The organism is Streptococcus mitis (assembly GCF_019929545.1).
GTDB lineage: Bacteria > Bacillota > Bacilli > Lactobacillales > Streptococcaceae > Streptococcus > Streptococcus mitis_BU.
Genome location: NZ_JAHZPT010000002.1, coordinates 70,330 through 94,711, shown reverse-complemented (window position 1 = coordinate 94,711; position 24,382 = coordinate 70,330). Strand labels below are relative to the sequence as shown.

General features: G+C 41.4%; 26 protein-coding genes, 1 pseudogene and 2 riboswitches. Of the genes and pseudogenes, 24 read left to right on the top strand and 3 right to left on the bottom strand.

Annotated features, from left to right (window positions below; translation table 11 throughout):
- Window positions 1-41: 41 nt before the first annotated feature.
- The 3 genes and pseudogenes from K1I71_RS01285 to K1I71_RS01275 all read left to right on the top strand — a co-directional run.
- Window positions 42-728, top strand: a pseudogene (locus K1I71_RS01285) (excalibur calcium-binding domain-containing protein); the annotation flags it as partial.
- Between the two features lie 117 nt (window positions 729-845).
- Window positions 846-1,805 (top strand): ROK family glucokinase, encoded by a 960-nt coding sequence (locus tag K1I71_RS01280; RefSeq protein WP_000078564.1) that lies wholly within the window; start codon window positions 846-848, stop codon window positions 1,803-1,805.
- A gap of 97 nt (window positions 1,806-1,902) precedes the next feature.
- Window positions 1,903-2,742, top strand: a complete 840-nt coding sequence (locus tag K1I71_RS01275) for a thymidylate synthase (protein ID WP_223329976.1) — start codon at window positions 1,903-1,905, stop codon at window positions 2,740-2,742.
- 50 nt (window positions 2,743-2,792) lie between these two features.
- On the opposite strand, the gene K1I71_RS01270 is transcribed toward K1I71_RS01275, so the two are convergent.
- Window positions 2,793-2,963: a DUF3042 family protein gene (locus tag K1I71_RS01270; RefSeq protein WP_001051780.1), complete on the bottom strand. Its 171-nt coding sequence runs from the start codon at window positions 2,961-2,963 to the stop codon at window positions 2,793-2,795.
- Between the two features lie 120 nt (window positions 2,964-3,083).
- Here K1I71_RS01270 and miaA point away from each other — a divergent pair, with 120 nt between their 5' ends.
- The 5 genes from miaA to K1I71_RS01245 are packed head-to-tail and all read left to right on the top strand — an operon-like array spanning window position 3,084 to window position 7,535.
- Window positions 3,084-3,968 (top strand): tRNA (adenosine(37)-N6)-dimethylallyltransferase MiaA, encoded by an 885-nt coding sequence (miaA, locus tag K1I71_RS01265; protein WP_223329975.1) that lies wholly within the window; start codon window positions 3,084-3,086, stop codon window positions 3,966-3,968.
- The gene (hflX, locus tag K1I71_RS01260; RefSeq protein ID WP_049543315.1) at window positions 3,961-5,199 is read left to right on the top strand and encodes a GTPase HflX; all 1,239 of its coding nucleotides are present in this window, start codon (window positions 3,961-3,963) and stop codon (window positions 5,197-5,199) included. Before miaA ends, hflX begins: the two co-directional genes overlap by 8 nt.
- The gene (locus K1I71_RS01255; RefSeq protein WP_223329974.1) at window positions 5,192-5,815 is read left to right on the top strand and encodes a cystathionine beta-lyase; all 624 of its coding nucleotides are present in this window, start codon (window positions 5,192-5,194) and stop codon (window positions 5,813-5,815) included. Before hflX ends, K1I71_RS01255 begins: the two co-directional genes overlap by 8 nt.
- A gap of 14 nt (window positions 5,816-5,829) precedes the next feature.
- Window positions 5,830-6,759: a ribonuclease Z gene (rnz, locus tag K1I71_RS01250; protein ID WP_223329973.1), complete on the top strand. Its 930-nt coding sequence runs from the start codon at window positions 5,830-5,832 to the stop codon at window positions 6,757-6,759.
- Between the two features lie 20 nt (window positions 6,760-6,779).
- Entirely contained in the window at window positions 6,780-7,535 is a 756-nt protein-coding gene (locus K1I71_RS01245) for an SDR family NAD(P)-dependent oxidoreductase (protein ID WP_223329972.1), read from the top strand.
- A 53-nt stretch (window positions 7,536-7,588) separates the two neighbouring features.
- On the opposite strand, the gene K1I71_RS01240 is transcribed toward K1I71_RS01245, so the two are convergent.
- Window positions 7,589-8,497 carry a LysR family transcriptional regulator gene (locus K1I71_RS01240; RefSeq protein WP_125430334.1) on the bottom strand — a complete coding sequence of 303 codons (909 nt, stop codon included), beginning with the start codon at window positions 8,495-8,497 and terminating at the stop codon, window positions 7,589-7,591.
- Window positions 8,498-8,599: 102 nt separating this feature from the next.
- Between K1I71_RS01240 and K1I71_RS01235 the strand changes: the two genes are divergently transcribed.
- The 3 genes from K1I71_RS01235 to K1I71_RS01225 all read left to right on the top strand — a co-directional run bounded on the left by K1I71_RS01235 (window position 8,600) and on the right by K1I71_RS01225 (window position 9,514).
- Entirely contained in the window at window positions 8,600-8,830 is a 231-nt protein-coding gene (locus tag K1I71_RS01235; protein WP_223329971.1) for a YqgQ family protein, read from the top strand.
- The gene (locus tag K1I71_RS01230) at window positions 8,830-9,210 is read left to right on the top strand and encodes a rhodanese-like domain-containing protein (RefSeq protein ID WP_000259256.1); all 381 of its coding nucleotides are present in this window, start codon (window positions 8,830-8,832) and stop codon (window positions 9,208-9,210) included. Before K1I71_RS01235 ends, K1I71_RS01230 begins: the two co-directional genes overlap by 1 nt.
- A 70-nt stretch (window positions 9,211-9,280) precedes the next feature.
- Window positions 9,281-9,514, top strand: coding sequence for a DUF4190 domain-containing protein (locus tag K1I71_RS01225; protein WP_223329970.1), 234 nt, complete (start codon window positions 9,281-9,283; stop codon window positions 9,512-9,514).
- Between the two features lie 42 nt (window positions 9,515-9,556).
- On the opposite strand, the gene K1I71_RS01220 is transcribed toward K1I71_RS01225, so the two are convergent.
- Complete coding sequence (locus K1I71_RS01220; protein ID WP_223329969.1) at window positions 9,557-10,282, bottom strand: 16S rRNA pseudouridine(516) synthase; 726 nt, start codon at window positions 10,280-10,282, stop codon at window positions 9,557-9,559.
- A 161-nt stretch (window positions 10,283-10,443) separates the two neighbouring features.
- On the opposite strand from K1I71_RS01220, the gene typA reads away from it, so the two are divergent.
- From typA to K1I71_RS01155, 13 genes are all read left to right on the top strand, one after another.
- Entirely contained in the window at window positions 10,444-12,285 is a 1,842-nt protein-coding gene (gene typA / locus K1I71_RS01215) for a translational GTPase TypA (RefSeq protein ID WP_000164111.1), read from the top strand.
- A 19-nt stretch (window positions 12,286-12,304) separates the two neighbouring features.
- Window positions 12,305-12,559, top strand: coding sequence for a DUF3165 family protein (locus K1I71_RS01210; protein WP_000262671.1), 255 nt, complete (start codon window positions 12,305-12,307; stop codon window positions 12,557-12,559).
- 114 nt (window positions 12,560-12,673) lie between these two features.
- Window positions 12,674-14,026 carry a UDP-N-acetylmuramoyl-L-alanine--D-glutamate ligase gene (murD, locus tag K1I71_RS01205; protein WP_223329968.1) on the top strand — a complete coding sequence of 451 codons (1,353 nt, stop codon included), beginning with the start codon at window positions 12,674-12,676 and terminating at the stop codon, window positions 14,024-14,026.
- Window position 14,027: 1 nt separating this feature from the next.
- Window positions 14,028-15,086 (top strand): UDP-N-acetylglucosamine--N-acetylmuramyl-(pentapeptide) pyrophosphoryl-undecaprenol N-acetylglucosamine transferase, encoded by a 1,059-nt coding sequence (locus K1I71_RS01200; protein ID WP_223329967.1) that lies wholly within the window; start codon window positions 14,028-14,030, stop codon window positions 15,084-15,086.
- A gap of 9 nt (window positions 15,087-15,095) precedes the next feature.
- Complete coding sequence (locus K1I71_RS01195; RefSeq protein WP_223329966.1) at window positions 15,096-16,340, top strand: cell division protein FtsQ/DivIB; 1,245 nt, start codon at window positions 15,096-15,098, stop codon at window positions 16,338-16,340.
- Between the two features lie 233 nt (window positions 16,341-16,573).
- Window positions 16,574-17,269 (top strand): orotidine-5'-phosphate decarboxylase, encoded by a 696-nt coding sequence (pyrF, locus tag K1I71_RS01190; RefSeq protein ID WP_223329965.1) that lies wholly within the window; start codon window positions 16,574-16,576, stop codon window positions 17,267-17,269.
- 39 nt (window positions 17,270-17,308) lie between these two features.
- On the top strand, window positions 17,309-17,941 hold the full coding sequence (pyrE, locus tag K1I71_RS01185; RefSeq protein ID WP_223329964.1) for an orotate phosphoribosyltransferase: 633 nt from the start codon (window positions 17,309-17,311) through the stop codon (window positions 17,939-17,941).
- Window positions 17,942-18,173: 232 nt separating this feature from the next.
- The gene (gene lctO / locus K1I71_RS01180; RefSeq protein WP_000120723.1) at window positions 18,174-19,310 is read left to right on the top strand and encodes an L-lactate oxidase; all 1,137 of its coding nucleotides are present in this window, start codon (window positions 18,174-18,176) and stop codon (window positions 19,308-19,310) included.
- A 148-nt stretch (window positions 19,311-19,458) separates the two neighbouring features.
- Window positions 19,459-19,547: riboswitch (TPP riboswitch) on the top strand.
- 215 nt (window positions 19,548-19,762) lie between these two features.
- Window positions 19,763-20,431 carry a TenA family protein gene (locus tag K1I71_RS01175; RefSeq protein ID WP_223329963.1) on the top strand — a complete coding sequence of 223 codons (669 nt, stop codon included), beginning with the start codon at window positions 19,763-19,765 and terminating at the stop codon, window positions 20,429-20,431.
- Window positions 20,432-20,567: 136 nt separating this feature from the next.
- Window positions 20,568-21,350 carry a hydroxyethylthiazole kinase gene (gene thiM / locus K1I71_RS01170; RefSeq protein WP_203213153.1) on the top strand — a complete coding sequence of 261 codons (783 nt, stop codon included), beginning with the start codon at window positions 20,568-20,570 and terminating at the stop codon, window positions 21,348-21,350.
- Between the two features lies 1 nt (window position 21,351).
- The gene (gene thiE, locus K1I71_RS01165) at window positions 21,352-21,981 is read left to right on the top strand and encodes a thiamine phosphate synthase (protein WP_223329962.1); all 630 of its coding nucleotides are present in this window, start codon (window positions 21,352-21,354) and stop codon (window positions 21,979-21,981) included.
- A 210-nt stretch (window positions 21,982-22,191) separates the two neighbouring features.
- Window positions 22,192-22,280: riboswitch (TPP riboswitch) on the top strand.
- 155 nt (window positions 22,281-22,435) lie between these two features.
- Entirely contained in the window at window positions 22,436-22,996 is a 561-nt protein-coding gene (locus K1I71_RS01160; protein ID WP_000915275.1) for an ECF transporter S component, read from the top strand.
- On the top strand, window positions 22,997-24,382 hold the full coding sequence (locus tag K1I71_RS01155) for an ATP-binding cassette domain-containing protein (RefSeq protein ID WP_223329961.1): 1,386 nt from the start codon (window positions 22,997-22,999) through the stop codon (window positions 24,380-24,382). It begins immediately after the preceding gene.

Genomic DNA, 24,382 nt, shown 5'->3' with positions numbered 1-24,382 from the left:
AAATAATAGTGAAATCGATAACATCGTTATAGGAGAAAGAAATGAATAAACGTCTATTTTTAAAAATGAGTCTGGCTACCTTGCCAGTCTTAGCCTTGTTTTCACAACCTGTGTTAGCAGAAGAAAACATTCATTTTTCTAGCTGTAAGGAAGCTTGGGCGAATGGATACTCGGATATTCACGAGGGAGAGCCTGGTTATTCTGCCAAGTTAGACCGCGATCATGATGGTGTGGCTTGCGAATTGAAAAATGCTCCTAAGGGTGCTTTTAAAGCAAAACAAGCGGCTACAACTCAAACCGATACAACTTCATCCACAGCAAGTGGTTGGGTTAATCAGGACGGTTCTTGGTACTATTTTGATGGAAATGGAAATCCAGTGAAAAATGCTTGGCAGGGAAGCTATTACCTGAAAGCTGATGGTCAAATGGCACAGAGCGAATGGATTTATGACTCTTCTTATCAAGCTTGGTATTATTTGAAATCAGATGGTTCTTATGCAAAAAATGCATGGCAAGGAGACTATTACCTTAAATCAAACGGTAAAATGGCACAAGGTGAGTGGGTTTATGATTCTTCTTACCAAGCCTGGTATTACTTGAAATCAGATGGTTCTTATGCTCGCAATGCATGGCAAGGAAACTACTATTTGAAATCAGATGGTAAAATGGCTAAAAATGAGCGAGTTGATGGAGGCCGCTACTACGTAGATGCTTCAGGTCTATGGAAACCATAAGTAAGGATAAAATCTAGAAAGTTAATGCAAACCTTTGCATAAATGAGTGAATTTTGTTATACTAGTACTGTAAGCATTTTCAATTAATTCATAATGAAAAAGGAGAATATGATGAGTCAAAAGATTATTGGGATTGACCTTGGTGGAACTTCTATCAAATTTGCAATCTTGACAACAGCAGGAGAAATCCAAGAAAAATGGTCTATCAAGACCAACATTTTGGATGAGGGAAGTCATATCGTTGATGATATGATTGAGTCTATTCAACATCGTTTGGACTTGCTTGGATTGGTAGCAGCGGACTTCCAAGGAATTGGAATGGGATCACCAGGTGTGGTTGACCGTGAAAAAGGGACTGTTATCGGTGCCTACAACCTCAACTGGAAAACCCTTCAACCAATCAAAGAAAAGATTGAAAAAGCCTTGGGTATTCCTTTCTTCATCGATAATGATGCCAACGTAGCTGCTCTTGGTGAGCGCTGGATGGGTGCTGGAGATAACCAACCAGACGTTGTCTTTATGACACTCGGTACTGGTGTTGGTGGCGGTATCGTTGCAGAAGGCAAATTGCTTCACGGTGTTGCTGGTGCAGCAGGTGAGCTTGGCCACATCACTGTTGACTTTGATCAACCAATCGCATGTACTTGCGGTAAGAAAGGTTGCCTTGAGACAGTTGCTTCAGCAACAGGTATTGTCAACTTGACTCGTCGCTATGCCGATGAATACGAAGGCGATGCAGCCTTGAAACGCTTGATTGATAATGGAGAAGAAGTAACTGCTAAGACTGTCTTTGATCTTGCAAAAGAAGGAGACGACCTTGCTTTGATCGTTTACCGTAACTTCTCACGTTACTTGGGAATCGCTTGTGCTAACATTGGTTCAATCTTAAACCCATCAACAATCGTCATCGGTGGTGGTGTGTCAGCTGCGGGAGAATTCCTTCTACAAGGTGTTCAAAAAGTCTACGATGAAAATACTTTCCCACAAGTACGCACATCTACTAAATTAGCTCTTGCAACTCTAGGAAATGACGCTGGAGTTATCGGAGCAGCTTCACTTGTATTGCAATAAGATAAAAAAGGAGAAAATTGCTTTCCAGAAGCGAGTGATTTTCCTCCTTTCTTTTTTTGTGCTATACTAGTTAGGACAATAAATGAGGTGAGAGTAAATGACAAAAGCAGATACGATTTTTAAAGAAAATATTGAACGAATCCTCAAAGATGGAGTCTTTTCTGAGCAGGCTCGTCCCAAGTACAAGGATGGGACTGTTGCTAACTCCAAGTATGTAACTGGTGCCTTTGCCGAGTATGATTTGGCTAAGGGGGAATTCCCCATTACAACCTTGCGTCCCATTGCAATCAAATCAGCTATCAAAGAAGTTCTCTGGATCTACCAAGACCAATCAAATAGCCTAGAAGTGCTGAATAGCAAGTACAATGTTCACTACTGGAATGACTGGGAAGTGGGAGATACGGGAACCATCGGTGAGCGCTACGGTGCCGTTGTTAAGAAACACGATATTATCAATAAGCTTCTCAAGCAGTTGGAAGTCAACCCTTGGAACCGTCGCAATATCATTTCGCTCTGGGATTACCAAGCTTTCGAAGAAACAGAAGGACTACTCCCATGCGCCTTTCAGACCATGTTTGATGTCCGCCGTGTAGATGGAGAAATCTATCTGGATGCGACCTTGACCCAGCGTTCGAATGACATGTTGGTGGCCCACCACATCAATGCTATGCAGTACGTGGCTCTTCAAATGATGATTGCCAAGCATTTCGGCTGGAAGGTTGGGAAGTTCTTCTACTTCATCAACAATCTCCATATCTATGACAATCAATTTGAACAAGCTCAGGAATTGCTCCGTCGTGAGCCATCAAACTGCCAACCACGTTTGGTCTTGAATGTGCCAGATAAGACCAATTTTTTTGATATTAAAGCAGAGGACTTTGAGTTGGTGGATTATGACCCTGTCAAGCCACAGTTGAAGTTTGACCTAGCTATTTAAAAGAATAGAAAAAAGAAGTTGAGAAAATAAATCCCAACTTCTTTTGTTTCTTAACGTGATACGCGGCGACGAGCTGCTTTTTTACGGTTTTCTTCGATGAAAGCTGCTTTTTGCTCTTCTGGTTCGATCACTTTCTTTTTAAATGCGTATACTGCACCTGCGACTGCAGCGACAGTTCCTGCGACACCTGTTACAAGACCTTTAGCGAATCCTTTAGCCATGAGTCTTCCTCCTTTATATTCTATACCAGCCAGCCTCCTCAAGAGGTCACATTTTTCTGACTGACCTTTTTGTGTTATAATAATAGTAACGAAAAAATGGGAATTTTTCAAGGAAAAAAGATGAAAACAAAAATAATTGTGATTGTTGGACCGACTGCTGTTGGAAAAACAGCTCTTGCTATTGAAGTGGCCAAGCGTTTTAATGGCGAAGTGGTTAGTGGAGATAGCCAACAAGTCTATCGAGGACTTGATATTGGGACGGCCAAAGCTAGTCAAGAAGAGCAGGCAGCTGTTCCTCATCATTTAATCGATGTTAGAGAGGTAACCGAGTCTTACTCGGCTTTTGATTTTGTTTCAGAAGCTAAGATGGCTATTGAGGATATTCACAGCCGTGGCAAGCTAGCCATTATCGCCGGTGGGACTGGGCTTTATATCCAGAGCTTGCTTGAAGGCTACCACCTGGGTGGGGAGACTCCTCATGAGGAAATTTTGGCCTATCGGGCTAGTTTGGAGCCTTATACAGATGAGGAATTAGCCCATTTGGTGGAGCAAGCGGACCTTGAGATTCCCCAGTTTAATCGTCGTCGTGCGATGCGTGCCTTGGAAATTGCCCATTTTGGTCAGGATTTGGAAAATAAAGAGAGTCTATATGAACCGCTGATTATCTGCTTGGACGATGAGCGCAGTCAGCTTTATGAGCGTATCAATCGCCGAGTAGATCTAATGTTTGAGGCTGGGCTTTTGGATGAGGCTAAGTGGCTCTTTGACCATTATCCAGATGTGCAGGCAGCCAAGGGCATTGGCTACAAGGAACTCTTTCCGTATTTTCGTGGGGAGCAGACTTTGGAGGAAGCTAGTGAGAGTCTCAAACAGGCGACCCGCCGTTTTGCCAAGCGTCAGTTGACCTGGTTCCGTAATCGTATGCAGGTCACCTTTTATCAGATTGGAGAAGCTGGTGTGCAAGACCGCATTTTAAGCCAGATAGAGGAGTTTTTAGATGATTGAAACGGAGAAAAAAGAGGAACGGGTTCTGCTCATTGGTGTAGAATTGCAGGGAATGGACAATTTTGACCTCTCCATGGAAGAATTGGCCAGTCTAGCTAAGACAGCTGGGGCAGTTGTTGTAGATAGCTACAGACAAAAACGTGAAAAATATGATTCCAAGACCTTCGTCGGCTCTGGTAAGCTAGAAGAAATTGCGCTCATGGTGGATGCAGAAGAAATTACTACTGTCATTGTCAACAACCGTCTGACGCCAAGGCAGAATGTCAATTTAGAGGAAGTTCTGGGTGTCAAGGTCATTGACCGTATGCAGTTGATTTTGGATATCTTTGCCATGCGAGCTCGAAGCCATGAAGGGAAGCTCCAAGTTCACCTAGCTCAGCTCAAATATCTCTTGCCTCGCTTGGTTGGTCAGGGAATTATGCTCAGTCGTCAGGCAGGGGGAATTGGTTCCCGTGGACCTGGTGAAAGCCAGCTGGAGCTGAATCGTCGTAGTGTTCGAAACCAAATTACGGATATCGAGCGCCAGCTCAAGGTGGTTGAGAAAAATCGGGCGACTGTCAGAGAAAAACGTTTGGAGTCCAGCACCTTTAAGATTGGTTTGATTGGTTACACCAATGCTGGGAAGTCAACTATCATGAACACCTTGACCAGTAAGACCCAGTATGAAGCGGACGAGCTCTTTGCGACTCTGGATGCGACGACTAAGAGTATCCATCTGGGGGGGAATCTCCAAGTAACTTTGACAGATACCGTGGGCTTTATCCAAGATTTGCCGACAGAATTGGTGTCCAGTTTCAAATCAACCTTGGAAGAAAGCAAGCATGTGGACCTTCTGGTTCATGTTATTGATGCTAGCAATCCTTACCATGAGGAGCATGAAAAAACAGTTCTGTCCATCATGAAAGACCTGGATATGGACGACATTCCTCGCTTGACCCTCTATAATAAAGCGGATTTGGTGGAGGATTTCACGCCTACCCAAACGCCTTATGCCCTCATTTCTGCCAAGTCTGAGGATAGTCGTGAGAATTTGCAGGCTTTGTTTTTAGAGAAAATCAAGGATATTTTTGAATCCTTTACCCTGCGCGTGCCTTTTTCTAAGTCCTACAAGATTCATGATTTAGAAAGTGTTGCGATTTTGGAAGAACGCGATTATCAGGAGGATGGCGAAGTAATTAGAGGTTACATTTCTGAGAAAAACAAATGGAGGTTAGAGGAATTTTATGACTGATATTAAAACGTTGGCTCTAAAATATGGGGGCTATACAAGTCTAGACAAGGTCTATCTGGATCAACTTCTAGCTGGTAGAACAGAGCAAGAGCAGTTGGCACTGATCACTCCTCCGCCCAGCGTGGTCAATGCTTACTTTGCAGAACTCTACCAGAAAAAAAGTCCTCAAGCTGCGACGGATTATTTTGCGGAACTCAGTCAGGAACTGAATCTTTACAATACTGAGCCAAGTTTCACCCTAGAAAACAAACCTTTTATTCGACTTAATCTGTCTGGCAAATCCTTTGGTTTTTGTTATGATAGTGAGGGTCTGGGTAGAATTTTCTCTGAAAATGAAGAGGTTATTTCAGAAGACTTGCTCTTTGAAATTGCGCAAATTTTCCCCTATCAACTGGTCTTTGAGGAGTCTGGCAAGATTTACATGAAGGCTGTTGGAGATGAGGAAATTGTTAGTGTGGAAAATCTCACAGCTTTGACTGATTTGGAAAGCTTGGCTGACGGTCGTAAGCGTCTAAAAGGTTATAGTCAAGAGGATTTACTGCAAGAAGTTGCTTCTTTTTCTGGCAAGCGCTATTTCCGATCGGAAAACCGCACAGCCATGTTATATATTGATTAATTAGAAAGTATCGAATGGATATTCAATTTTTAGGAACGGGGGCTGGCCAGCCCTCTAAAGCCCGCAATGTCTCCAGTCTCGCCCTGAAACTCTTGGATGAGATTAACGAGGTCTGGCTCTTTGACTGTGGAGAAGGTACGCAAAATCGCATTCTGGAAACGACAATTCGACCACGTAAGGTCAGCAAAATCTTTATTACGCACCTACATGGAGACCACATCTTTGGCTTGCCAGGTTTCCTTTCTAGTCGAGCCTTTCAGGCTAATGAAGAGCAGACGGATTTAGAAATCTATGGACCTCAAGGAATCAAGTCATTTGTCTTAACCAGCCTTCGTGTGTCAGGTTCTCGTCTGCCCTACCGCATTCATTTCCATGAGTTTGACCAAGATTCTTTAGGAAAAATCCTTGAGACCGATAAATTCACTGTGTATGCAGAGGAGCTGGATCACACAATTTTCTGTGTTGGTTATCGTGTCATGCAAAAGGACTTGGAAGGAACGCTGGATGCTGAAAAACTCAAGGCAGCTGGCGTCCCATTTGGCCCACTTTTTGGAAAAATCAAAAACGGTCAGGACGTTGTTTTAGAAGATGGAACTGAAATCAAGGCACCAGACTATATCTCAGCTCCACGTCCAGGTAAGATTATCACCATTCTGGGTGATACCCGCAAAACCAATACCAGTGTGCGTCTGGCTGTCAATGCCGATGTCCTTGTCCATGAATCGACTTATGGCAAGGGTGATGAAAAAATTGCTCGTAACCATGGCCACTCTACTAACATGCAGGCAGCGCAGGTGGCAGTAGAAGCAGGTGCTAAACGCCTCTTGCTTAACCATATCAGTGCCCGTTTCCTCTCAAAGGATATCAGCAAGCTCAAAAAAGACGCTGCTAGCATTTTTGAAAATGTCCATGTGGTCAAAGACTTGGAAGAAGTGGAAATCTAAAAGATTGAGAAAGGAACAGTATGCCTACTATTCTCATTACCGGAGCTAGCGGTGGCCTAGCTCAAGAAATGGTCAAACTCTTGCCAAATGACCAACTCATCTTGCTTGGTAGAAATAAGGAAAAATTAGCCCAACTCTACGGAAACCATCCCCATGCAGAATTGATTGAAATCGATATTACCGATGACTCATCCTTAGAAACTCTGGTAACAGACCTTTATCACCGCTACGGCAGGATTGATGTCTTGATTAACAACGCTGGTTACGGGATCTTTGAGGAATTTGACCAGATTTCCGACCAAGATATTCACCAGATGTTTGAGGTCAATACCTTTGCACTGATGAACCTATCTCGACACCTTGCGGCTCGAATGAAGGAAAGTCGAAAAGGCCATATCATCAATATTGTTAGCATGGCAGGTTTGATTGCTACTGGCAAGTCTAGTCTCTACTCAGCGACCAAGTTTGCGGCCATTGGTTTTTCAAATGCTCTGCGCCTCGAACTCATGCCCTATGGAGTCTATGTGACAACAGTCAATCCAGGACCAATCCGAACAGGATTTTTTGACAAAGCCGACCCAGATGGAACCTATCTCAAGTCAGTTGATCGTTTCCTGCTAGAACCAGATGCAGTGGCTAAAAAGATTGTCAAGATTATAGGAAAAAATAAACGGGAACTCAATCTCCCAGTTTTGTTGAACCTAGCTCATAAGTTTTATACCCTCTTTCCAAAGCTAGCTGATAAGCTGGCAGGGGAGACTTTTAATTATAAGTAAAAAGAACCAATATGCAGGTTGTTGCTAGCCTACATATTGGTTCTTATTTTTTCTCAACTATCAAACTGGACTTCTTCTAGTAGATAGTCGATAAAGCGTTCGCCCATCTTAGATAGACTGGTTTTCTCATGCTGAATATAGACCAGCTCTATAGGGTCATCAATATCTAGTGGGATAGAGACAATATTGTCTCCATTGAGATTGCTGTTCAAAATCCCTGTTGCGATCGTGTATCCATCCAAACCAATCAAGAGGTTAAAGAGAGTGGCACGGTCGCTGACTACGATGGATTTTTTGTGGTATTCCTGCGAGAGAATCTCTTCAGAGAAGTAGAAGGAGTTGTGAGTTCCTTGGTCATAGCTGAGGTAAGGGAAGTTTTCTAAATCAGAGAGTCTCACCTTGTCTTTCTTTGCCAGAGGGTTGGTCTTGCTGACAAATATATGCGGTTGTGCGGTAAAGAGATGATGAGCCAGCAGGTGGTTGTCATCCAGCATTTTTGTTAAAACATCACGGTTGTAGCTGTTGAAAAATAGGACACCGACCTCACTACGGAAGTTCTTGACGTCGTCGATAATCTCCCAAGTCCTAGTTTCACGAAGGAAGAGCTCGTATTTTTCCATATCGCTTTTCTTGAGCAGAGAGACAAAGGCATTGACCACAAAGGCATAGTGCTGGGACGAAACGCTAAAGAGTTCGCGGTGGGCGACAGGATTTTTATAGCGTTCTTCCAGAAGCTGAGTTTGCTCGACAACTTGACGGGCATAAGAGAGAAACTCCATCCCATCACGGGTCAAGGTAATACCCTTAGGATTACGAATAAAGATTTCAATGCCCATTTCATTTTCCAAATCTCTCACAGCATTGGAAAGACTGGGTTGGGTGATAAAGAGTTGCTTGGCTGCCTCATTCATGGAGCCAGTTTCGACGATTTTGATAATATAGTGTAATTGTTGAATTCTCATGTTTTTATTGTACCATACTTGCGTCAGAATCGCCAAAGATGATAGGAAAATCAGGGGCATTGTGTGAGTCTCTTCTTGAAAAAAACATAAAATTTTGCTAGAATGAGTCTTATGAAAACATTCTATGATGTGCAGCAATTCCTCAAACGATTTGGTATTATTGTTTACATTGGAAAACGCTTATATGATATTGAACTGATGAAGCTCGAACTCTCACGGATTTATGATGCAGGGTTGATGGACAAATTAGACTATCTAGAGGCAGAAGCGGTTCTTCGCAGAGAACACAAGATAGAATTGGATTATATTGAGAAAAATGGAGAAATGAACTAATGGTTACTTGGATTTTGTGGGCACTTATACTAGCAATGTTGGCATGGATGGGCTTTAACTATCTTCGTATTCGCCGTGCGGCTAAAATCGTAGACAATGAGGAGTTTGAAGCCTTGATTCGTACGGGTCAATTGATTGATTTGCGAGACCCAGCTGAATTCCACAGAAAACATATCCTTGGTGCCCGCAATATTCCTTCAAGTCAGTTGAAGACAAGTCTTGCAGCCCTTCGTAAGGATAAACCTGTCCTTCTCTACGAAAACCAACGTGCGCAACGTGTTACAAATGCAGCCCTTTACTTGAAAAAACAAGGTTTTTCTGAGATTTATATCCTTTCTTATGGTTTGGATTCTTGGAAAGGGAAAGTGAAGACCAGTTAAGAGCAAGGAAAAAGTTTATAAAGTCGGTCTCATATACTAAATTAATAATCATTTTAAGGAGTTTTATAATATGGACACACAAGAAAAGAAAAAACCATCACTTGTTTTAGGTATTCTATCAATCGTAGCTAGTCTTTTGCTTCCAGTGGTAGGTATTGTTTTAGGAGTTCTTGCTATAATAGAAGCAAACTCACGTCAAAAAGAATCTGGACTTGACTATAAAACAGAAAGAGTTCTAGCAATTATAGGTATTGTAGTTTCTGTAATTAACTGGGTTGCAGGCATCATCCTAATGAGTATTTAAGTAAGAATCTAAAAAAAGCTTTATTTGAAAGCTTTTTTTGTTTTATCCACTTTTCTCTAAGTGATTTTTAATGATTTCCAATTCCTCGGGATTCAAAGGACGGTAATGGCCTTCTGTTAGTTCTGTGTCTAATGTAAACTCACCGAACTGAACTCGTTTGAGGGAGGTTACCTTGACACCAACTGATAGGAACATTTTCTTGACCTGATGAAATTTTCCTTCTGAAATGGTGATGGAGGCTTGACTGAGGGAAGGACTTGCAGATAGAATCTCTAGTCTTGCAGGTTTACAGATAGTGCCATCTAAAAAGACAATTCCTTTTTGAAAGGCTTGGATATGGTCAGGTGTTAGAAGTCCATTGACCTCAACTCGATAAGTTTTATCGACATGATATTGGGGATGGAGGAGCTGAAAGCCCAAGGGACCGTTGTCGGTCAAGAGGAGGAGACCCGTCGTATCTCGGTCCAGTCGGCCGACAGCATAGAGCTTGTCAGACTGGATGTCAGGCGGAAGCAAGTCCATGACGGTTGGAAGTTCCTTGTCTTTGTTGGCTGTAACGACACCAGCAGGCTTATGAAGCATAAGATAGGTGTGCTCATAGCCTTGAATGATTTGTTCCTGAAAAAGGAGTTCCTGTAGTCCTGTATCGATATTTTGGGCTAGGGAGCGGGCTGGGCAACCATCGACGAGAATGTCCCCTTTGAGTAAGGCTTGTTTCATGGCCTTTCGGCTGACTTTTTCTTGGGCTAATAAATTATCTAAACGCATACTGTGCCTATCTTATCATAAGTCGCTTGCTTTGAAAAGGCTTGACATGAAAAGAAAAGCATAGTGAAAACATTTACACTTGCTTGAGTTATGTTATTTACCTGAAATTATGGTATAATCGTTCAGTTAGAAAATAAATTTTGAATATTATAGAGGAAATCATGACAAAATTAAGAGAAGATATCCGTAACATTGCGATTATCGCCCACGTTGACCACGGTAAAACAACCCTCGTTGACGAATTATTGAAACAATCAGAAACGCTTGATGCACGTACTGAATTGGCAGAGCGTGCTATGGACTCAAACGATATCGAAAAAGAGCGTGGAATTACCATCCTTGCTAAAAATACAGCCGTTGCCTACAACGGAACTCGTATCAACATCATGGATACACCAGGACACGCGGACTTCGGTGGAGAAGTTGAGCGTATCATGAAGATGGTTGACGGTGTTGTCTTGGTCGTAGATGCCTACGAAGGAACCATGCCACAGACTCGTTTCGTATTGAAAAAAGCCTTGGAACAAGACCTTGTCCCAATCGTGGTTGTTAACAAAATCGATAAACCATCAGCTCGTCCAGCAGAAGTAGTGGACGAGGTCTTGGAACTTTTCATCGAGCTTGGTGCAGATGACGACCAGCTTGATTTCCCAGTGGTCTATGCTTCAGCGATCAATGGAACTTCTTCATTGTCAGATGATCCAGCTGACCAAGAAGCTACTATGGCACCAATCTTTGACACGATTATCGACCATATCCCAGCTCCAGTAGATAACTCAGATGAGCCTTTGCAGTTCCAAGTGTCACTTTTGGACTACAACGACTTCGTTGGACGTATCGGTATCGGTCGTGTCTTCCGTGGTACTGTTAAGGTTGGGGACCAAGTTACCCTTTCTAAACTTGACGGCACAACTAAAAACTTCCGTGTTACAAAACTCTTTGGTTTCTTTGGTTTGGAACGTCGTGAAATCCAAGAAGCTAAAGCAGGTGATTTGATCGCCGTTTCAGGTATGGAAGACATCTTTGTCGGTGAAACTATCACTCCGACAGACGCAGTTGAAGCTCTTCCAATCCTACACATCGATGAACCAACTCTTCAAATGACTTTCTTGGTTAACAACTCACCATTTGCTGGTAAAGAAGGTAAATGGGTAACTTCTCGTAAGGTAGAAGAACGCCTGCAGGCAGAATTGCAAACAGACGTTTCCCTTCGTGTTGACCCAACTGATTCACCAGATAAATGGACTGTTTCAGGACGTGGAGAATTGCACTTGTCAATCCTTATCGAAACAATGCGTCGTGAGGGATATGAACTTCAAGTATCTCGTCCAGAGGTTATCGTAAAAGAAATCGACGGTGTTAAATGTGAACCATTTGAACGTGTTCAAATCGACACTCCAGAAGAATACCAAGGATCTGTTATCCAAAGCCTTTCTGAACGTAAGGGTGAAATGTTGGATATGATTTCAACTGGTAATGGTCAAACTCGTTTGGTCTTCCTTGTTCCAGCGCGTGGGTTGATCGGTTACTCAACTGAGTTCTTGTCAATGACTCGTGGTTACGGTATCATGAACCATACCTTCGACCAATACTTGCCATTGATTCCAGGTGAAATTGGTGGTCGTCACCGTGGTGCCCTTGTTTCTATCGATGCTGGTAAGGCTACAACTTACTCTATCATGTCTATCGAAGAACGCGGTACTATCTTTGTCAACCCAGGTACTGAGGTTTACGAAGGAATGATCATCGGTGAAAACTCTCGTGAAAACGACTTGACAGTTAACATCACTAAGGCTAAACAAATGACCAACGTTCGTTCAGCTACTAAGGACCAAACAGCTGTTATCAAGACACCTCGTATCTTGACACTTGAAGAGTCTCTTGAGTTCTTGAACGATGATGAGTACATGGAAGTGACGCCTGAGTCTATTCGTTTGCGTAAACAAATCCTTAACAAGGCAGAGCGTGAGAAAGCTAACAAGAAGAAAAAATCAGCTGAATAAGAGCTAGAAAGAGATAAAGATGGTTTATTTAATCATAGGACTCCTCTTATTACTACTCTATGTATTTGCGACACCAGAAAGCATTAAAGGGACAGTCAATATCGTCCTTGTCGTCTTTGCTTTCGTAGCACTCTTGATTTTACTCATGTTGTCTGTTCTGCAAATCTTTCAGCTACCGACAGAATTCTTTATCGCAATCGCCATGCTCTTCCTAGCATACTTTAGCTTGCGAGATATTACCCTCATGTCGGTCCATAAAAGTAAAAGAAGATAAAAAGAGAGTTTTGGCTCTCTTTTTGCTTGTTAGAATGCTGAATCTGAGCATTTTCGTTTAGAATTATTTCCATAAAAATGGTAAAATAGTAAGAGTAGAAATGGAGTTCGAGACATGAAAGTAATAGATCAATTTAAAAATAAGAAAGTCCTTGTTTTAGGTTTGGCCAAGTCTGGTGAATCTGCAGCTCGTTTGTTGGACAAGCTAGGTGCCATTGTGACAGTAAATGACGGGAAACCTTTCGAGGACAATCCAGCTGCCCAAAGTTTGTTGGAAGAAGGGATCAAGGTCATCACAGGCGGTCATCCTTTGGAACTCTTGGATGAAGAGTTCGCCCTTATGGTGAAAAATCCAGGTATCCCATACAGTAATCCCATGATTGAAAAGGCTTTGGCGAAGGGAATTCCAGTCTTGACCGAGGTGGAATTGGCTTATTTGATTTCTGAAGCACCGATTGTTGGTATTACTGGTTCAAATGGAAAAACAACCACAACGACCATGATTGGGGAAGTTTTGACTGCTGCTGGGCAACATGGTCTTTTATCAGGAAATATCGGCTATCCAGCTAGTCAAGTGGCCCAAACTGCGTCAGACAAGGACACTCTTGTTATGGAACTTTCTTCTTTCCAACTCATGGGTGTTCAAGAATTCCATCCTGAGATTGCGGTTATTACTAACCTCATGCCAACTCATATCGACTACCACGGTTCTTTTGAGGAATATGTAGCAGCCAAGTGGAATATCCAGAACAAGATGACAGCGGCTGATTTCCTTGTCTTGAACTTTAACCAAGATTTAGCAAAAGAATTGGCCACTAAAACACAAGCTACCGTTGTACCATTCTCAACACTTGAAAAGGTTGATGGAGCTTATTTGGAAGATGGTCAGCTCTACTTCCGTGGAGAAGTGGTCATGGCAGCTAGCGAAATCGGAGTTCCAGGTAGCCACAATGTGGAAAATGCTCTTGCGACGATTGCTGTAGCCAAGCTTCGTGGTGTGGATAACCAAACCATCAAAGAAACTCTTTCAGCCTTTGGTGGTGTCAAACACCGTCTCCAATTTGTGGATGAAATCAAGGGTGTCAAATTCTATAATGATAGTAAATCAACCAATATCTTGGCTACCCAAAAAGCCTTGTCAGGATTTGACAACAGCAAGGTCATCTTGATTGCAGGTGGTTTGGACCGTGGTAATGAGTTTGACGAATTGGTTCCAGATATTACTGGACTCAAGAAGATGGTCATCCTGGGTCAGTCTGCAGAACGTGTTAAACGGGCAGCAGACAAGGCTGGTGTGGCATATGTGGATGCGACTGATATTGCAGATGCGACCCGCAAAGCCTATGAACTTGCGACTCAAGGAGATGTAGTCCTTCTCAGTCCTGCCAATGCCAGCTGGGATATGTATGCTAACTTTGAAGTACGTGGCGACCTCTTTATCGACACAGTAGCGGAGTTAAAGGAATAATATGAAAAAAATTGTCTTTACAGGTGGGGGGACGGTTGGACACGTTACCCTCAACCTTTTGTTGATGCCCAAGTTCATCGAAGATGGCTGGGAAGTCCACTATATCGGAGATAAACGTGGCATCGAACACCAAGAAATCCTTAAATCAGGTCTAGATGTAACCTTCCATTCCATTGCGACTGGCAAATTACGTCGTTATTTCTCTTGGCAAAATATGCTGGACGTCTTTAAAGTTGGATGGGGAATTGTCCAATCTCTCTTTATCATGTTGAGACTTCGTCCACAAGCACTTTTTTCAAAGGGAGGCTTTGTCTCTGTGCCACCTGTTATCGCAGCCCGTGTTTCAGGAGTTCCTGTCTTTATTCACGAATCTGACCTATCTATGGGCTTGGCCAATAAAATTGCCTATAAATTTGCGACGAAGATGTATTCAACCTTTGAGCAAGCTTCAAGTTTGGCTAAGGTTGAGCATGTAGGAGCAGTGACAAAGGTTTCAGACAAAAAAAGTCCAGAACCCGATGAATTGGTGGATATTCAAACTCACTTTAATCCCAAATTGCCAACAGTATTGTTTGTTGGTGGTTCTGCAGGCGCTCGTGTCTTTAACCAATTGGTGACAGACCATAAGAAAGAACTGACAGAGCGCTACAATATTATCAATTTAACTGGAGATTCTAGCCTGAATGAGTTGAGCCAAAATCTCTTTCGTGTTGACTATGTGACCAATCTCTATCAACCCTTGATGGAATTGGCTGATATTGTTGTGACACGTGGTGGTGCCAATACGATTTTTGAGCTCTTAGCCATGGCAAAATTACATGTTATTGTGCCACTTGGTCGTGAAGCTAGTCGTGGAGACCAGATTGAAAATGCGGCTTACTTTGTAAAAAAAGGCTATGCAGAAGAGCTTCAAGAAAGCGATTTGACCTTGGACAGTTTAGAAGAGAAGCTTTCTCACTTACTAAGCCACAAGGAAGACTATCAAGCGAAGATGAAGGTTTCTAAGGAATTGAAATCTCTAGCAGATTTTTATCAATTGTTGAAAAAAGATTTATCATAAGGAAAGTAAATGTCAAAAGATAAGAAAAAAGAGGGCAAAGAAATCCTCGAAGAATTTAAAGAGTTATCAGAATGGCAGAAACGAAACCAGGAATATCTAAAAAAGAAGGCTGAAGAAGAGGCGGCCCTAGCTGAGGAGAAGGAAAAGGAAAGACAAGCTCGAATGGCTTCAAAATCTGAAAAGTTAGATGCAACCGAGGACCAAGAGAGTGAATCTGATCCAAAAGATTCAGAATCAGCCAAGGAAGATGCGAAAGAAGAAGCAGAAGAGTCAGAAGACGTCAAAAAAGAAGTAGTCAAAGAAGAATCAAAGTCCAAAGAGCCAAAGAAAGAGGATAAAAAGGCAGATAAAAAGTCTGTAAAGGAAAAACCGGTCAAACCGAAAATTCCAGGAATCCATATCTTACGAGCCTTAACGATTTTATTTCCATGTCTGCTTTTATTGGTTGTCTCTGCATACTTGCTCAGCCCTTATGCAACCATGAAGGATATTCGTGTTGAGGGAACAGTGCAAACCACAGATGATGATATTCGACAGGCTTCAGGCATTCAGGATTCGGATTATACGATTAACCTTCTGCTAGACAAGGCAAAATATGAAGAGCAGATCAAGTCTAACTATTGGGTTGAATCAGCTCAGCTTGTCTATCAATTTCCAACCAAGTTTACAATCAAGGTCAAGGAATATGATATTGTAGCCTACTATGTTTCTGGAGAAAGTCATTATCCAATCCTTTCAAGTGGTCAGCTTGAGACCAGTGCGGTCAGTTTGGTGAGTCTGCCAGAAACTTATATATCAGTTCTCTTTAATGACAGCGAACAAATCAAGACCTTTACGTCAGAACTTGCTCAAATTAGTCCAGAACTCAAGGCGGCTATCCAGAAGGTGGAATTAGCCCCAAGCAAGGTCACATCAGATTTAATTCGATTGACTATGAATGATTCGGACGAAGTTTTGGTTCCCCTTTCTGAAATGAGTAAGAAACTGCCATATTACAGTAAGATTAAGCCACAATTGTCAGAACCGAGTGTGATTGACATGGAAGCTGGAATTTACAGTTACACTGTGGCGGATAAATTAATTATGGAAGCTGAGGAAAAGGCCAAACAAGAGGCCAAGGAAGCTGAGAAGAAACAAAAAGAGGAAGAGAAGAAAAGACTGGAAGAACAGCAGAATAAATTGGAAGAAGAGAAGAAAAAATTGGAGGAAGAGAGCAATCGAAATCAAACAAGTCAGCGTTCATCGCGTCGCTAGGTTTAGCTTTTTTTTCTATAGCTCTTTAGTGACCATGTTTTTACTTGACAAGTGCTAGTAGAAATAATAGAATAGTAAAAAACCTTTAAAGCAGTCCAGAGAGGCAGCTAAGGTTAGACGGTGAAAGGGTGGAGACTACCCATTTTTCGTGGAACCTTGCTGTTGGCAGGTTCCTTTTTTCGTGGCTTCTTGTGGCCAGACTCTCTCACTAGCAAAGGTAAAAGGAGAAACCTATGCGAGAACATCGTCCAGTTATTGCTCTTGATTTTCCTAGTTTTGAGGCGGTCAAGGAATTTTTAGCTCTTTTCCCAGTAGAAGAAAGCCTTTATCTAAAGGTAGGGATGGAGCTTTATTACGCAACGGGGCCTGAGATTATTTCCTATTTAAAAAACTTGGGACATAGCGTCTTTCTTGATCTTAAACTTCATGACATTCCCAATACAGTCAAGTCAGCCATGAAGATCTTGTCTCAGCTTGGTGTAGACATGACCAATGTTCATGCGGCTGGTGGTGTAGAGATGATGAAGGCTGCGCGTGAAGGTCTTGGAAGTCAAGCCAAATTGATCGCTGTCACTCAGCTCACATCAACATCAGAAGCTCAGATGCAGGAGTTTCAAAATATCCAAACCAGCCTGCAAGAGTCTGTGATTCATTATGCTAAGAAGACAGCTGAAGCGGGATTAGATGGTGTTGTTTGCTCGGCTCAGGAAGTGCAAGTCATCAAGCAGGCTACCAAACAAGATTTTATCTGTTTAACGCCAGGAATTCGTCCACAGGGAGCTGCAGTAGGAGATCAAAAACGCGTCATGACGCCAGCAGATGCCTATCAAATCGGCAGTGACTATATCGTAGTGGGACGTCCCATTACCCAAGCTGAGGATCCTGTTGCAGCTTATCATGCAATCAAAGAGGAATGGAACCAAGACTAGAATTAAAGAAATAGATTAGAAAAACAAAAGGAGAAGACCATGACACTTGCTAAAGATATCGCTAGCCACCTCTTGAAAATTCAAGCCGTTTACCTTAAACCAGAGGAGCCTTTCACTTGGGCATCTGGTATCAGGTCACCGATTTACACTGATAATCGTGTGACACTAGCCTATCCAGAAACTCGTACCTTAATTGAAAATGGCTTTGTGGAAGCTATTAAAGAAGCCTTTCCAGAGGTAGAAGTCATTGCAGGAACTGCAACAGCAGGGATTCCACACGGAGCTATCATTGCTGATAAGATGAACTTGCCATTTGCCTATATCCGTAGTAAACCAAAAGATCACGGAGCTGGTAACCAAATCGAAGGCCGCGTAGCTCAGGGTCAAAAAATGGTAGTTGTTGAAGATCTTATTTCAACAGGTGGTTCTGTTCTTGAAGCAGTAGCAGCAGCAAAGCGAGAAGGAGCAGATGTGCTTGGAGTTGTAGCGATTTTCAGCTACCAATTGCCAAAAGCAGATAAGAACTTCTCAGATGCAGGTGTCAAACTTGTGACGCTTTCTAACTACAGTGAACTCATTCACCTAGCCCAAGAAGAAGGTTACATCACACCAGAAGGGCTCGATCTTCTAAAACGATTTAAAGAAGACCAAGAAAATTGGCAAAATGCTTAAAACATAGAAAATCAGGTAGTCACTAGGATTACCTGATTTCTTTTTTATACTAGAAAATGAAAAGATTAGTTGAATTTCCATAACTTAAGAAAGTTTATCATTTTTAATTATCTCTGTAAAATGATTGAAAGTATGAAATTTCCAAACAAAATATTTGAAAAGTTTTGAAAAAAGAGTTAAGATATTTTTGTAACATACAAAGTAAACGCTTACTTATTAAGGAGGGCATTTTATGTCATACAAAACAAGCAATGCAGAAGGTCATGTAGATTTCATCAATACCTATGATTTGGAGCCAATGGCGCAACAAGTTATTCCTAAAGCAGCATTTGGCTATATTGCTAGTGGGGCGGAAGATACTTTCACTTTGCGTGAGAATATTCGTGCCTTTAACCACAAACTCATCGTTCCGCATACACTTTGCAATGTAGAAAATCCAAGTACAGAGATTGAATTTGCAGGTGAAAAATTGTCTTCACCAATCATTATGGCGCCTGTTGCGGCTCATAAATTGGCAAATGAACAGGGTGAAGTGGCGACTGCGCGTGGTGTGCATGAGTTTGGTTCTCTCTATACAACCAGCTCTTACTCTACTGTAGATCTTCCAGAAATTACAGAAGCCCTTCAAGGAACACCTCATTGGTTCCAATTTTACTTTAGTAAAGATGACGGGATTAACCGCCACATCATGGACCGTGTGAAGGCTGAAGGTTATAAAGCGATTGTCTTGACGGCAGATGCTACTGTAGGGGGCAATCGTGAGGTGGACAAGCGTAATGGTTTTGTCTTCCCAGTTGGCATGCCGATTGTTGAAGAATATCTGCCAGAAGGTGCTGGAAAATCAATGGACTTTGTTTACAAATCAGCTAAACAACGCTTGTCTCCACGTGATGTAGAATTTATCGCTGAATATTCAGGATTACCAGTTTACGTTAAAGGACCACAATGCCGTGAGGACGTTGAACGTTCGCTTGCTGCAGGTGCCTCTGGTATCTGGGTAACCAACCACGGTGGTCGCCAAATCGACGGTGGACCAGCTGCCTTTGACTCACTTCAAGAAGTAGCAGAAGCAGTTGATAAACGCGTACCAATCGTCTTTGACTCAGGTATTCGTCGTGGTCAACACGTCTTTAAAGCCTTGGCTTCAGGAGCAGACTTGGTAGCTATTGGTCGCCCGGTTATCTATGGCTTGGCTCTCGGCGGTAGTGTTGGTGTGCGTCAAGTCTTTGAACACTTGAATGCGGAATTGAAGACAGTTATGCAATTGTCTGGAACTCAGACTATTGAAGATGTTAAACACTTTAAACTTCGTCATAACCCATACAACCCAACCTTCCCAGTTGACCCACGCGACTTAAAATTGTATTGATAAAAGAGATTACCTCCACTTGATGTGGAGGTTTTTCTTCGTCTATAGGAAGAATAAATCACCATTGAAATCTATACAAATATATTTTCTAATCAAATATCTTGCTAGGGCTTTCATTTTTTGCTATACTGGTGCAGTAATTAAATAATAAAGACATTTGGGGTGCTTTAGGCTGAGATGATACCCATTGAACCTGATACAGTTAAGACTGGCGAAGGGAAATGTGAACAGTTTTTTTCGTATGGCGAAATGAACGATCTAATCTTGTAAGTCAACTCTAATTCTTGATTGTAATTGGAGTTTTTTTGTTTATATAAGCTGGATGAAGGTGATACAAAGTATTTAGGTAGCTCTTCTTGAACGCCCTTGATTTTCTTTAAAAAGGTCAAGTAAAACTAGAATTTTCTTGATGTTTTGTTGATTACGAACGAGTAAAGAGAGGAAAAGTAAATATGGAAACACAAGACTATGCATTTGTGCCAGGTTTGATTGTTGGAGAATTATTAAAAAGCAGTCAGAAGGATTGGCAGGATGCAATTAATCATCGTTTTGTTAAGGAACTTTTTGCGGGGACAATTGAGAATAAGGTCTTAAAGGATTATCTGATTCAAGATTATCACTTCTTTGATGCCTTCTTATCCATGCTGGGTGCTTGCGTAGCCCACGCAGACCAGCTTGAATCCAAGCTTCGTTTTGCCAAGCAACTAGGCTTTCTTGAAGCAGACGAAGATGGTTATTTCCAAAAGGCTTTCAAAGAGTTAAAAGTATCTGAGAATGACTATCTAGAAGTAACCTTGCACCCTGTAACAAAAGCCTTTCAGGAGCTTATGTATTCTGCTGTGTCATCATCAGATTATGCTCATCTTTTGGTCATGTTGGTCATTGCAGAAGGTCTCTATTTAGACTGGGGTTCTATAGATTTGGCTCTACCTGAAGCCTATATTCATTCGGAATGGATCAACCTCCACAGAGGTCCTTTCTTTACAGAGTGGGTTCAATTTCTGGTTGACGAACTCAATCGTGTCGGACAAGGTCGAGAAGATTTGACAGAACTTCAGGAACGCTGGAATCAAGCGGTCGCTTTAGAATTAGCCTTTTTTGATATTGGTTATGACGCCTAGAGAAGGTTTAGGATATTTACAAATTTGATGAGGTAAATCATTCAATGTAAATGGTAAATGAAAAAAATTTCTTAACGAAAGATAGAGATAAATCGAAATCAGTAGATCGTATAAAGTTAGAAGGAAGAATTTCAATATGACAAGTTTAAAATTATTAAAAGAAAAAGCACCTTTGGTCATTTGTATAACCAATGATGTCGTAAAAAATTTCACAGCAAATGGATTAGTAGCACTGGGTGCATCACCAGCCATGAGTGAGTTTCCAGCAGATTTAGAGGACTTATTAAAGTATGCTGGAGGTTTATTAATAAACATAGGCACATTGACAGATGAAAATTGGAAATTATACCAAGCTGCTCTGAAAATTGCAGAGAAATATAATGTCCCAGCAGTTTTAGATCCTGTAGCCTGTGGAGCAGGAGAGTATAGAAAAAAAGTAGCAGATGATCTAATCAACAATTACAAACTAGCAGCGATTAGGGGAAATGCTGGCGAGATTGCTTCTTTAGTAGGGATAAATGTGGCATCTAAAGGAGTAGATAGTGCGGGCGTAGATAATATTGATGAAATTGCTCTAGCAGCAAATGAGAAGTTCAATATTCCTATAATAGTAACAGGTGAAGTGGATGCTATTGCGGTAAATGGAGAAGTGGTAACGATTCATAATGGTAGTGCCATGATGCCAAAAGTTATTGGGACAGGATGTTTATTAGGTGCTGTAGTAGCAAGCTTTATCGGACTAGAAAAAGGTCAAGAGTTGAAATCATTAGAAACAGCAATGTTGGTTTACAATATCGCTGGAGAAATGGCAGAAAAACGTCCAAATGGGCATCTTCCAGGTACCTTTAAAGTTGAATTTATAAATGCCTTATACGAGATTACAGACGAAGATATAAAGAAATTCAAAAGAGTGAAGTAAAATGTTTCATAAAGAATTACTAAAACTATATTTTATTTGTGGAACGACTACTTGCCAGGGAAAAAATCTATATACAGTCGTCGAGGAAGCCTTAAAAGGTGGTATAACCTTATTTCAATTTCGTGAAAAAGGTGAGGGATCCTTAGAAGGTAAAGAAAAAGTCGAATTAGCAATTAAACTACAGGATCTTTGTAAAAAATACAATGTTCCGTTTATTGTTAATGATGATATTGATTTGGCAATGGAAATTGACGCTGATGGCGTACATGTAGGACAGGATGACCTTGGAGTTGATGAAATTAGAAAATTGATGCCAGATAAAATAATTGGTCTTTCTATAAAAAACGAGGAAGAATTTCAACAATCAAAAGTTGAATATGTAGATTATGTCGGTGTTGGTCCTGTATTTGATACCCAATCAAAGGATGATGCTGGTGGTGCTATAGGTTATGAAGGTCTTAAATTGATGAGAAAACTACTGCCACAAATGCCCTTAGTTGCAATTGGTGGGATACAGACGCAACATATTAAAGACATTATACAGACCAATATAGATGGTGTTTCAATCATTTCAGCAATATCGTATGCAAAAAATATAGAAAAAACTGTTCGAGAAATGAGTGAACAATAGGTATCTATCCTTGGATTCTAAGTAAGTGGAAGTTTTCCTTTTCTAAAAAGATATGTCCAGATTCAGTTTAAATAGCTAATCTATCAAACAAGACATTTGGTTTTTGTAAAAGAAAGACTTGCTATCTTTGTGAGTGCAAGAGTGTGTTTCCCAGTTCAATTTCTTGAACTAGAATAAATCGTTTGTTATAATATTTATATAATTAAATAATAAAGACATTTGGGGTGCTTTAGGCTGAGATGATACCCATTGAACCTGATACAGTTAAGACTGGCGAAGGGAAATGTGAAATGGTTTTGTATTTATAGAAACTAACCATCTAATCTTGTAAGCTGAACTCTAATTCCTATCTGTAATTAGAGTTTTTTCTTTTACGAAACTGGATGAAGATGATACAAAGCATTTAGGTAGCTCACATTGAATGCCCCACTTTTCTTTAAAAAAGGAGTTTTTTATGTTGAAAAAATGGCAGTTAAAAGATGTTATCTTACTTGCTTTCTTGTCTATTTTTTTTGGTGGCGTTTTTGTGGGGTCAGGCTATCTGTTTGATATTCTCACTCTGATTTTAGCACCTCTTGGTTTACAGGCCTTTGCCAATGAAATCCTCTTTGGTCTCTGGTGTATGGCTGCGCCTATTGCTGCCATTTTTGTTCCAAGAGTGGGAAGTGCAACGATTGGAGAAGTGCTAGCTGCGCTTGCTGAAGTCCTTTATGGTAGCCAATTCGGTCTAGGTGCCCTTTTGTCTGGCTTGGTTCAAGGTTTGGGAAGTGAACTTGGTTTTATCGTAACCAAGAATCGCTATGAAAGTTGGCTCTCTCTAACTGCCAATAGTATTGGGATTACGCTTGTTAGCTTTGTCTATGAATACATTAAGTTAGGTTACTATGCCTTCTCCCTTCCTTTTGTCCTTTCTTTGCTTGTAGTACGTTTTATTTCCGTCTTTTTCTTCTGTACTATCTTGGTTCGTGCAATTGTCAAACTTTATCATCAGTTTGCAGCTGGAGGCAAGGCATAGATGGGGCTGGAACTACGAGCGATTCAGTCCCCAATCTTCTCTGAGCCGATTGATTTTACTTTTCATGCGCAAGCCTTTACCTTGTTAGTTGGAAGCAGCGGTTCAGGAAAATCTAGTCTCTTTCAAATGATTGCCCAAGTCAGTTCTCTTCCCTATAGCGGTCAAGTCCTGATAAATGGGAGCGAGGTCAGTCAGCTTTCTATCATCGAACGTTTCCAGACGGTTGGTATCCTCTTTCAAAATCCCAATCATCAATTTACCATGGAGAACTTGTTTGAGGAGCTAATTTTTACCTTGGAAAATATTGGGCATCCCGTTCAGGAAATTGATTCTAAAATAGCAGATGTTGTCCAGCAATGTCGCTGCAAGGCGATTTTGCACCGTCCAATTCATCACTTATCAGGTGGGGAAAAGCAAAAGGCTGCTTTGGCTGTTCTCTTTGCTATGAATCCTAGGGTCTATCTCTTGGATGAGCCTTTTGCTTCCATTGACCGCAAGAGTAGGATAGAGATATTGGAGATTCTAAAAGAGTTGGTCTCTGATGGGAAGACAGTTATTTTGTGCGACCATGATTTATCTGATTATGAAGCCTATATCGACCATATGGTGGAGCTAAGAGACGGACAACTAAGGAAAATAAATCAAATCCCTACCTCTGAGCTGACACAGGTTTCTTCAAAGGAAGTTGCTTCTAGTCCAGAACTATTCCATATGGATCGTGTGACTTGTGAGCTGGATAAGCGCCCCCTCTTTTCGATTGCTGATTTCACATTTTACCAAGGAATTTCCTGTATTTTGGGTGACAATGGTGTCGGGAAATCAACCCTCTTTCGGTCTATTCTTCAATTTCAAAAGTATAAGGGGTGTATTACTTGGAAGGGTTCGGTTCTCAAAAAGAAAAAGAGCCTGTATCGTGACTTGACGGGTGTTGTTCAGGAGGCTGAGAAGCAGTTTATCCGAGTCAGTCTGCGAGAGGAACTTCAATTAGATGGACCTGATTCTGAAAGAAATCAGCGAATTTTCCAAGCTTTACGATATTTTGATTTGGAGCAGGTACTCGATAAGAGCCCCTATCAATTAAGTGGTGGCCAGCAAAAGATTCTTCAGCTCTTGACCATCTTGACTAGCAAGGCTTCTGTGATCTTGCTAGACGAACCTTTTGCAGGTTTGGATGATAGAGCTTGCCATTATTTTTGTCAGTGGATTCTGGAGGAGAGAAATCAAGGAAGAAGTTTTCTGATCATTAGCCATCGTTTAGATCCCTTGATCTCTGTGGTTGATTATTGGATTGAGATGACTAGTCAGGGGCTCGGTCATGTGAAAGAAGTGACAATTACCAAACCACTCACATCTCAGAGTAGCAATGCTCAAAGGGAGGTGAGATAG

Excerpts from the sequence above, each read along its gene's own strand:
- K1I71_RS01280 (WP_000078564.1), top strand. The coding sequence starts at position 846 with ATGAGTCAAAAGATTATTGGGATTGACCTTGGTGGAACTTCTATCAAA.
- K1I71_RS01275 (WP_223329976.1), top strand. The coding sequence starts at position 1,903 with ATGACAAAAGCAGATACGATTTTTAAAGAAAATATTGAACGAATCCTC.
- K1I71_RS01270 (WP_001051780.1), bottom strand. The coding sequence starts at position 2,963 with ATGGCTAAAGGATTCGCTAAAGGTCTTGTAACAGGTGTCGCAGGAACT.
- miaA (WP_223329975.1), top strand. The coding sequence starts at position 3,084 with ATGAAAACAAAAATAATTGTGATTGTTGGACCGACTGCTGTTGGAAAA.
- hflX (WP_049543315.1), top strand. The coding sequence starts at position 3,961 with ATGATTGAAACGGAGAAAAAAGAGGAACGGGTTCTGCTCATTGGTGTA.
- K1I71_RS01255 (WP_223329974.1), top strand. The coding sequence starts at position 5,192 with ATGACTGATATTAAAACGTTGGCTCTAAAATATGGGGGCTATACAAGT.
- rnz (WP_223329973.1), top strand. The coding sequence starts at position 5,830 with ATGGATATTCAATTTTTAGGAACGGGGGCTGGCCAGCCCTCTAAAGCC.
- K1I71_RS01245 (WP_223329972.1), top strand. The coding sequence starts at position 6,780 with ATGCCTACTATTCTCATTACCGGAGCTAGCGGTGGCCTAGCTCAAGAA.
- K1I71_RS01240 (WP_125430334.1), bottom strand. The coding sequence starts at position 8,497 with ATGAGAATTCAACAATTACACTATATTATCAAAATCGTCGAAACTGGC.
- K1I71_RS01235 (WP_223329971.1), top strand. The coding sequence starts at position 8,600 with ATGAGTCTTATGAAAACATTCTATGATGTGCAGCAATTCCTCAAACGA.
- K1I71_RS01230 (WP_000259256.1), top strand. The coding sequence starts at position 8,830 with ATGGTTACTTGGATTTTGTGGGCACTTATACTAGCAATGTTGGCATGG.
- K1I71_RS01225 (WP_223329970.1), top strand. The coding sequence starts at position 9,281 with ATGGACACACAAGAAAAGAAAAAACCATCACTTGTTTTAGGTATTCTA.
- K1I71_RS01220 (WP_223329969.1), bottom strand. The coding sequence starts at position 10,282 with ATGCGTTTAGATAATTTATTAGCCCAAGAAAAAGTCAGCCGAAAGGCC.
- typA (WP_000164111.1), top strand. The coding sequence starts at position 10,444 with ATGACAAAATTAAGAGAAGATATCCGTAACATTGCGATTATCGCCCAC.
- K1I71_RS01210 (WP_000262671.1), top strand. The coding sequence starts at position 12,305 with ATGGTTTATTTAATCATAGGACTCCTCTTATTACTACTCTATGTATTT.
- murD (WP_223329968.1), top strand. The coding sequence starts at position 12,674 with ATGAAAGTAATAGATCAATTTAAAAATAAGAAAGTCCTTGTTTTAGGT.
- K1I71_RS01200 (WP_223329967.1), top strand. The coding sequence starts at position 14,028 with ATGAAAAAAATTGTCTTTACAGGTGGGGGGACGGTTGGACACGTTACC.
- K1I71_RS01195 (WP_223329966.1), top strand. The coding sequence starts at position 15,096 with ATGTCAAAAGATAAGAAAAAAGAGGGCAAAGAAATCCTCGAAGAATTT.
- pyrF (WP_223329965.1), top strand. The coding sequence starts at position 16,574 with ATGCGAGAACATCGTCCAGTTATTGCTCTTGATTTTCCTAGTTTTGAG.
- pyrE (WP_223329964.1), top strand. The coding sequence starts at position 17,309 with ATGACACTTGCTAAAGATATCGCTAGCCACCTCTTGAAAATTCAAGCC.
- lctO (WP_000120723.1), top strand. The coding sequence starts at position 18,174 with ATGTCATACAAAACAAGCAATGCAGAAGGTCATGTAGATTTCATCAAT.
- K1I71_RS01175 (WP_223329963.1), top strand. The coding sequence starts at position 19,763 with ATGGAAACACAAGACTATGCATTTGTGCCAGGTTTGATTGTTGGAGAA.
- thiM (WP_203213153.1), top strand. The coding sequence starts at position 20,568 with ATGACAAGTTTAAAATTATTAAAAGAAAAAGCACCTTTGGTCATTTGT.
- thiE (WP_223329962.1), top strand. The coding sequence starts at position 21,352 with ATGTTTCATAAAGAATTACTAAAACTATATTTTATTTGTGGAACGACT.
- K1I71_RS01160 (WP_000915275.1), top strand. The coding sequence starts at position 22,436 with ATGTTGAAAAAATGGCAGTTAAAAGATGTTATCTTACTTGCTTTCTTG.
- K1I71_RS01155 (WP_223329961.1), top strand. The coding sequence starts at position 22,997 with ATGGGGCTGGAACTACGAGCGATTCAGTCCCCAATCTTCTCTGAGCCG.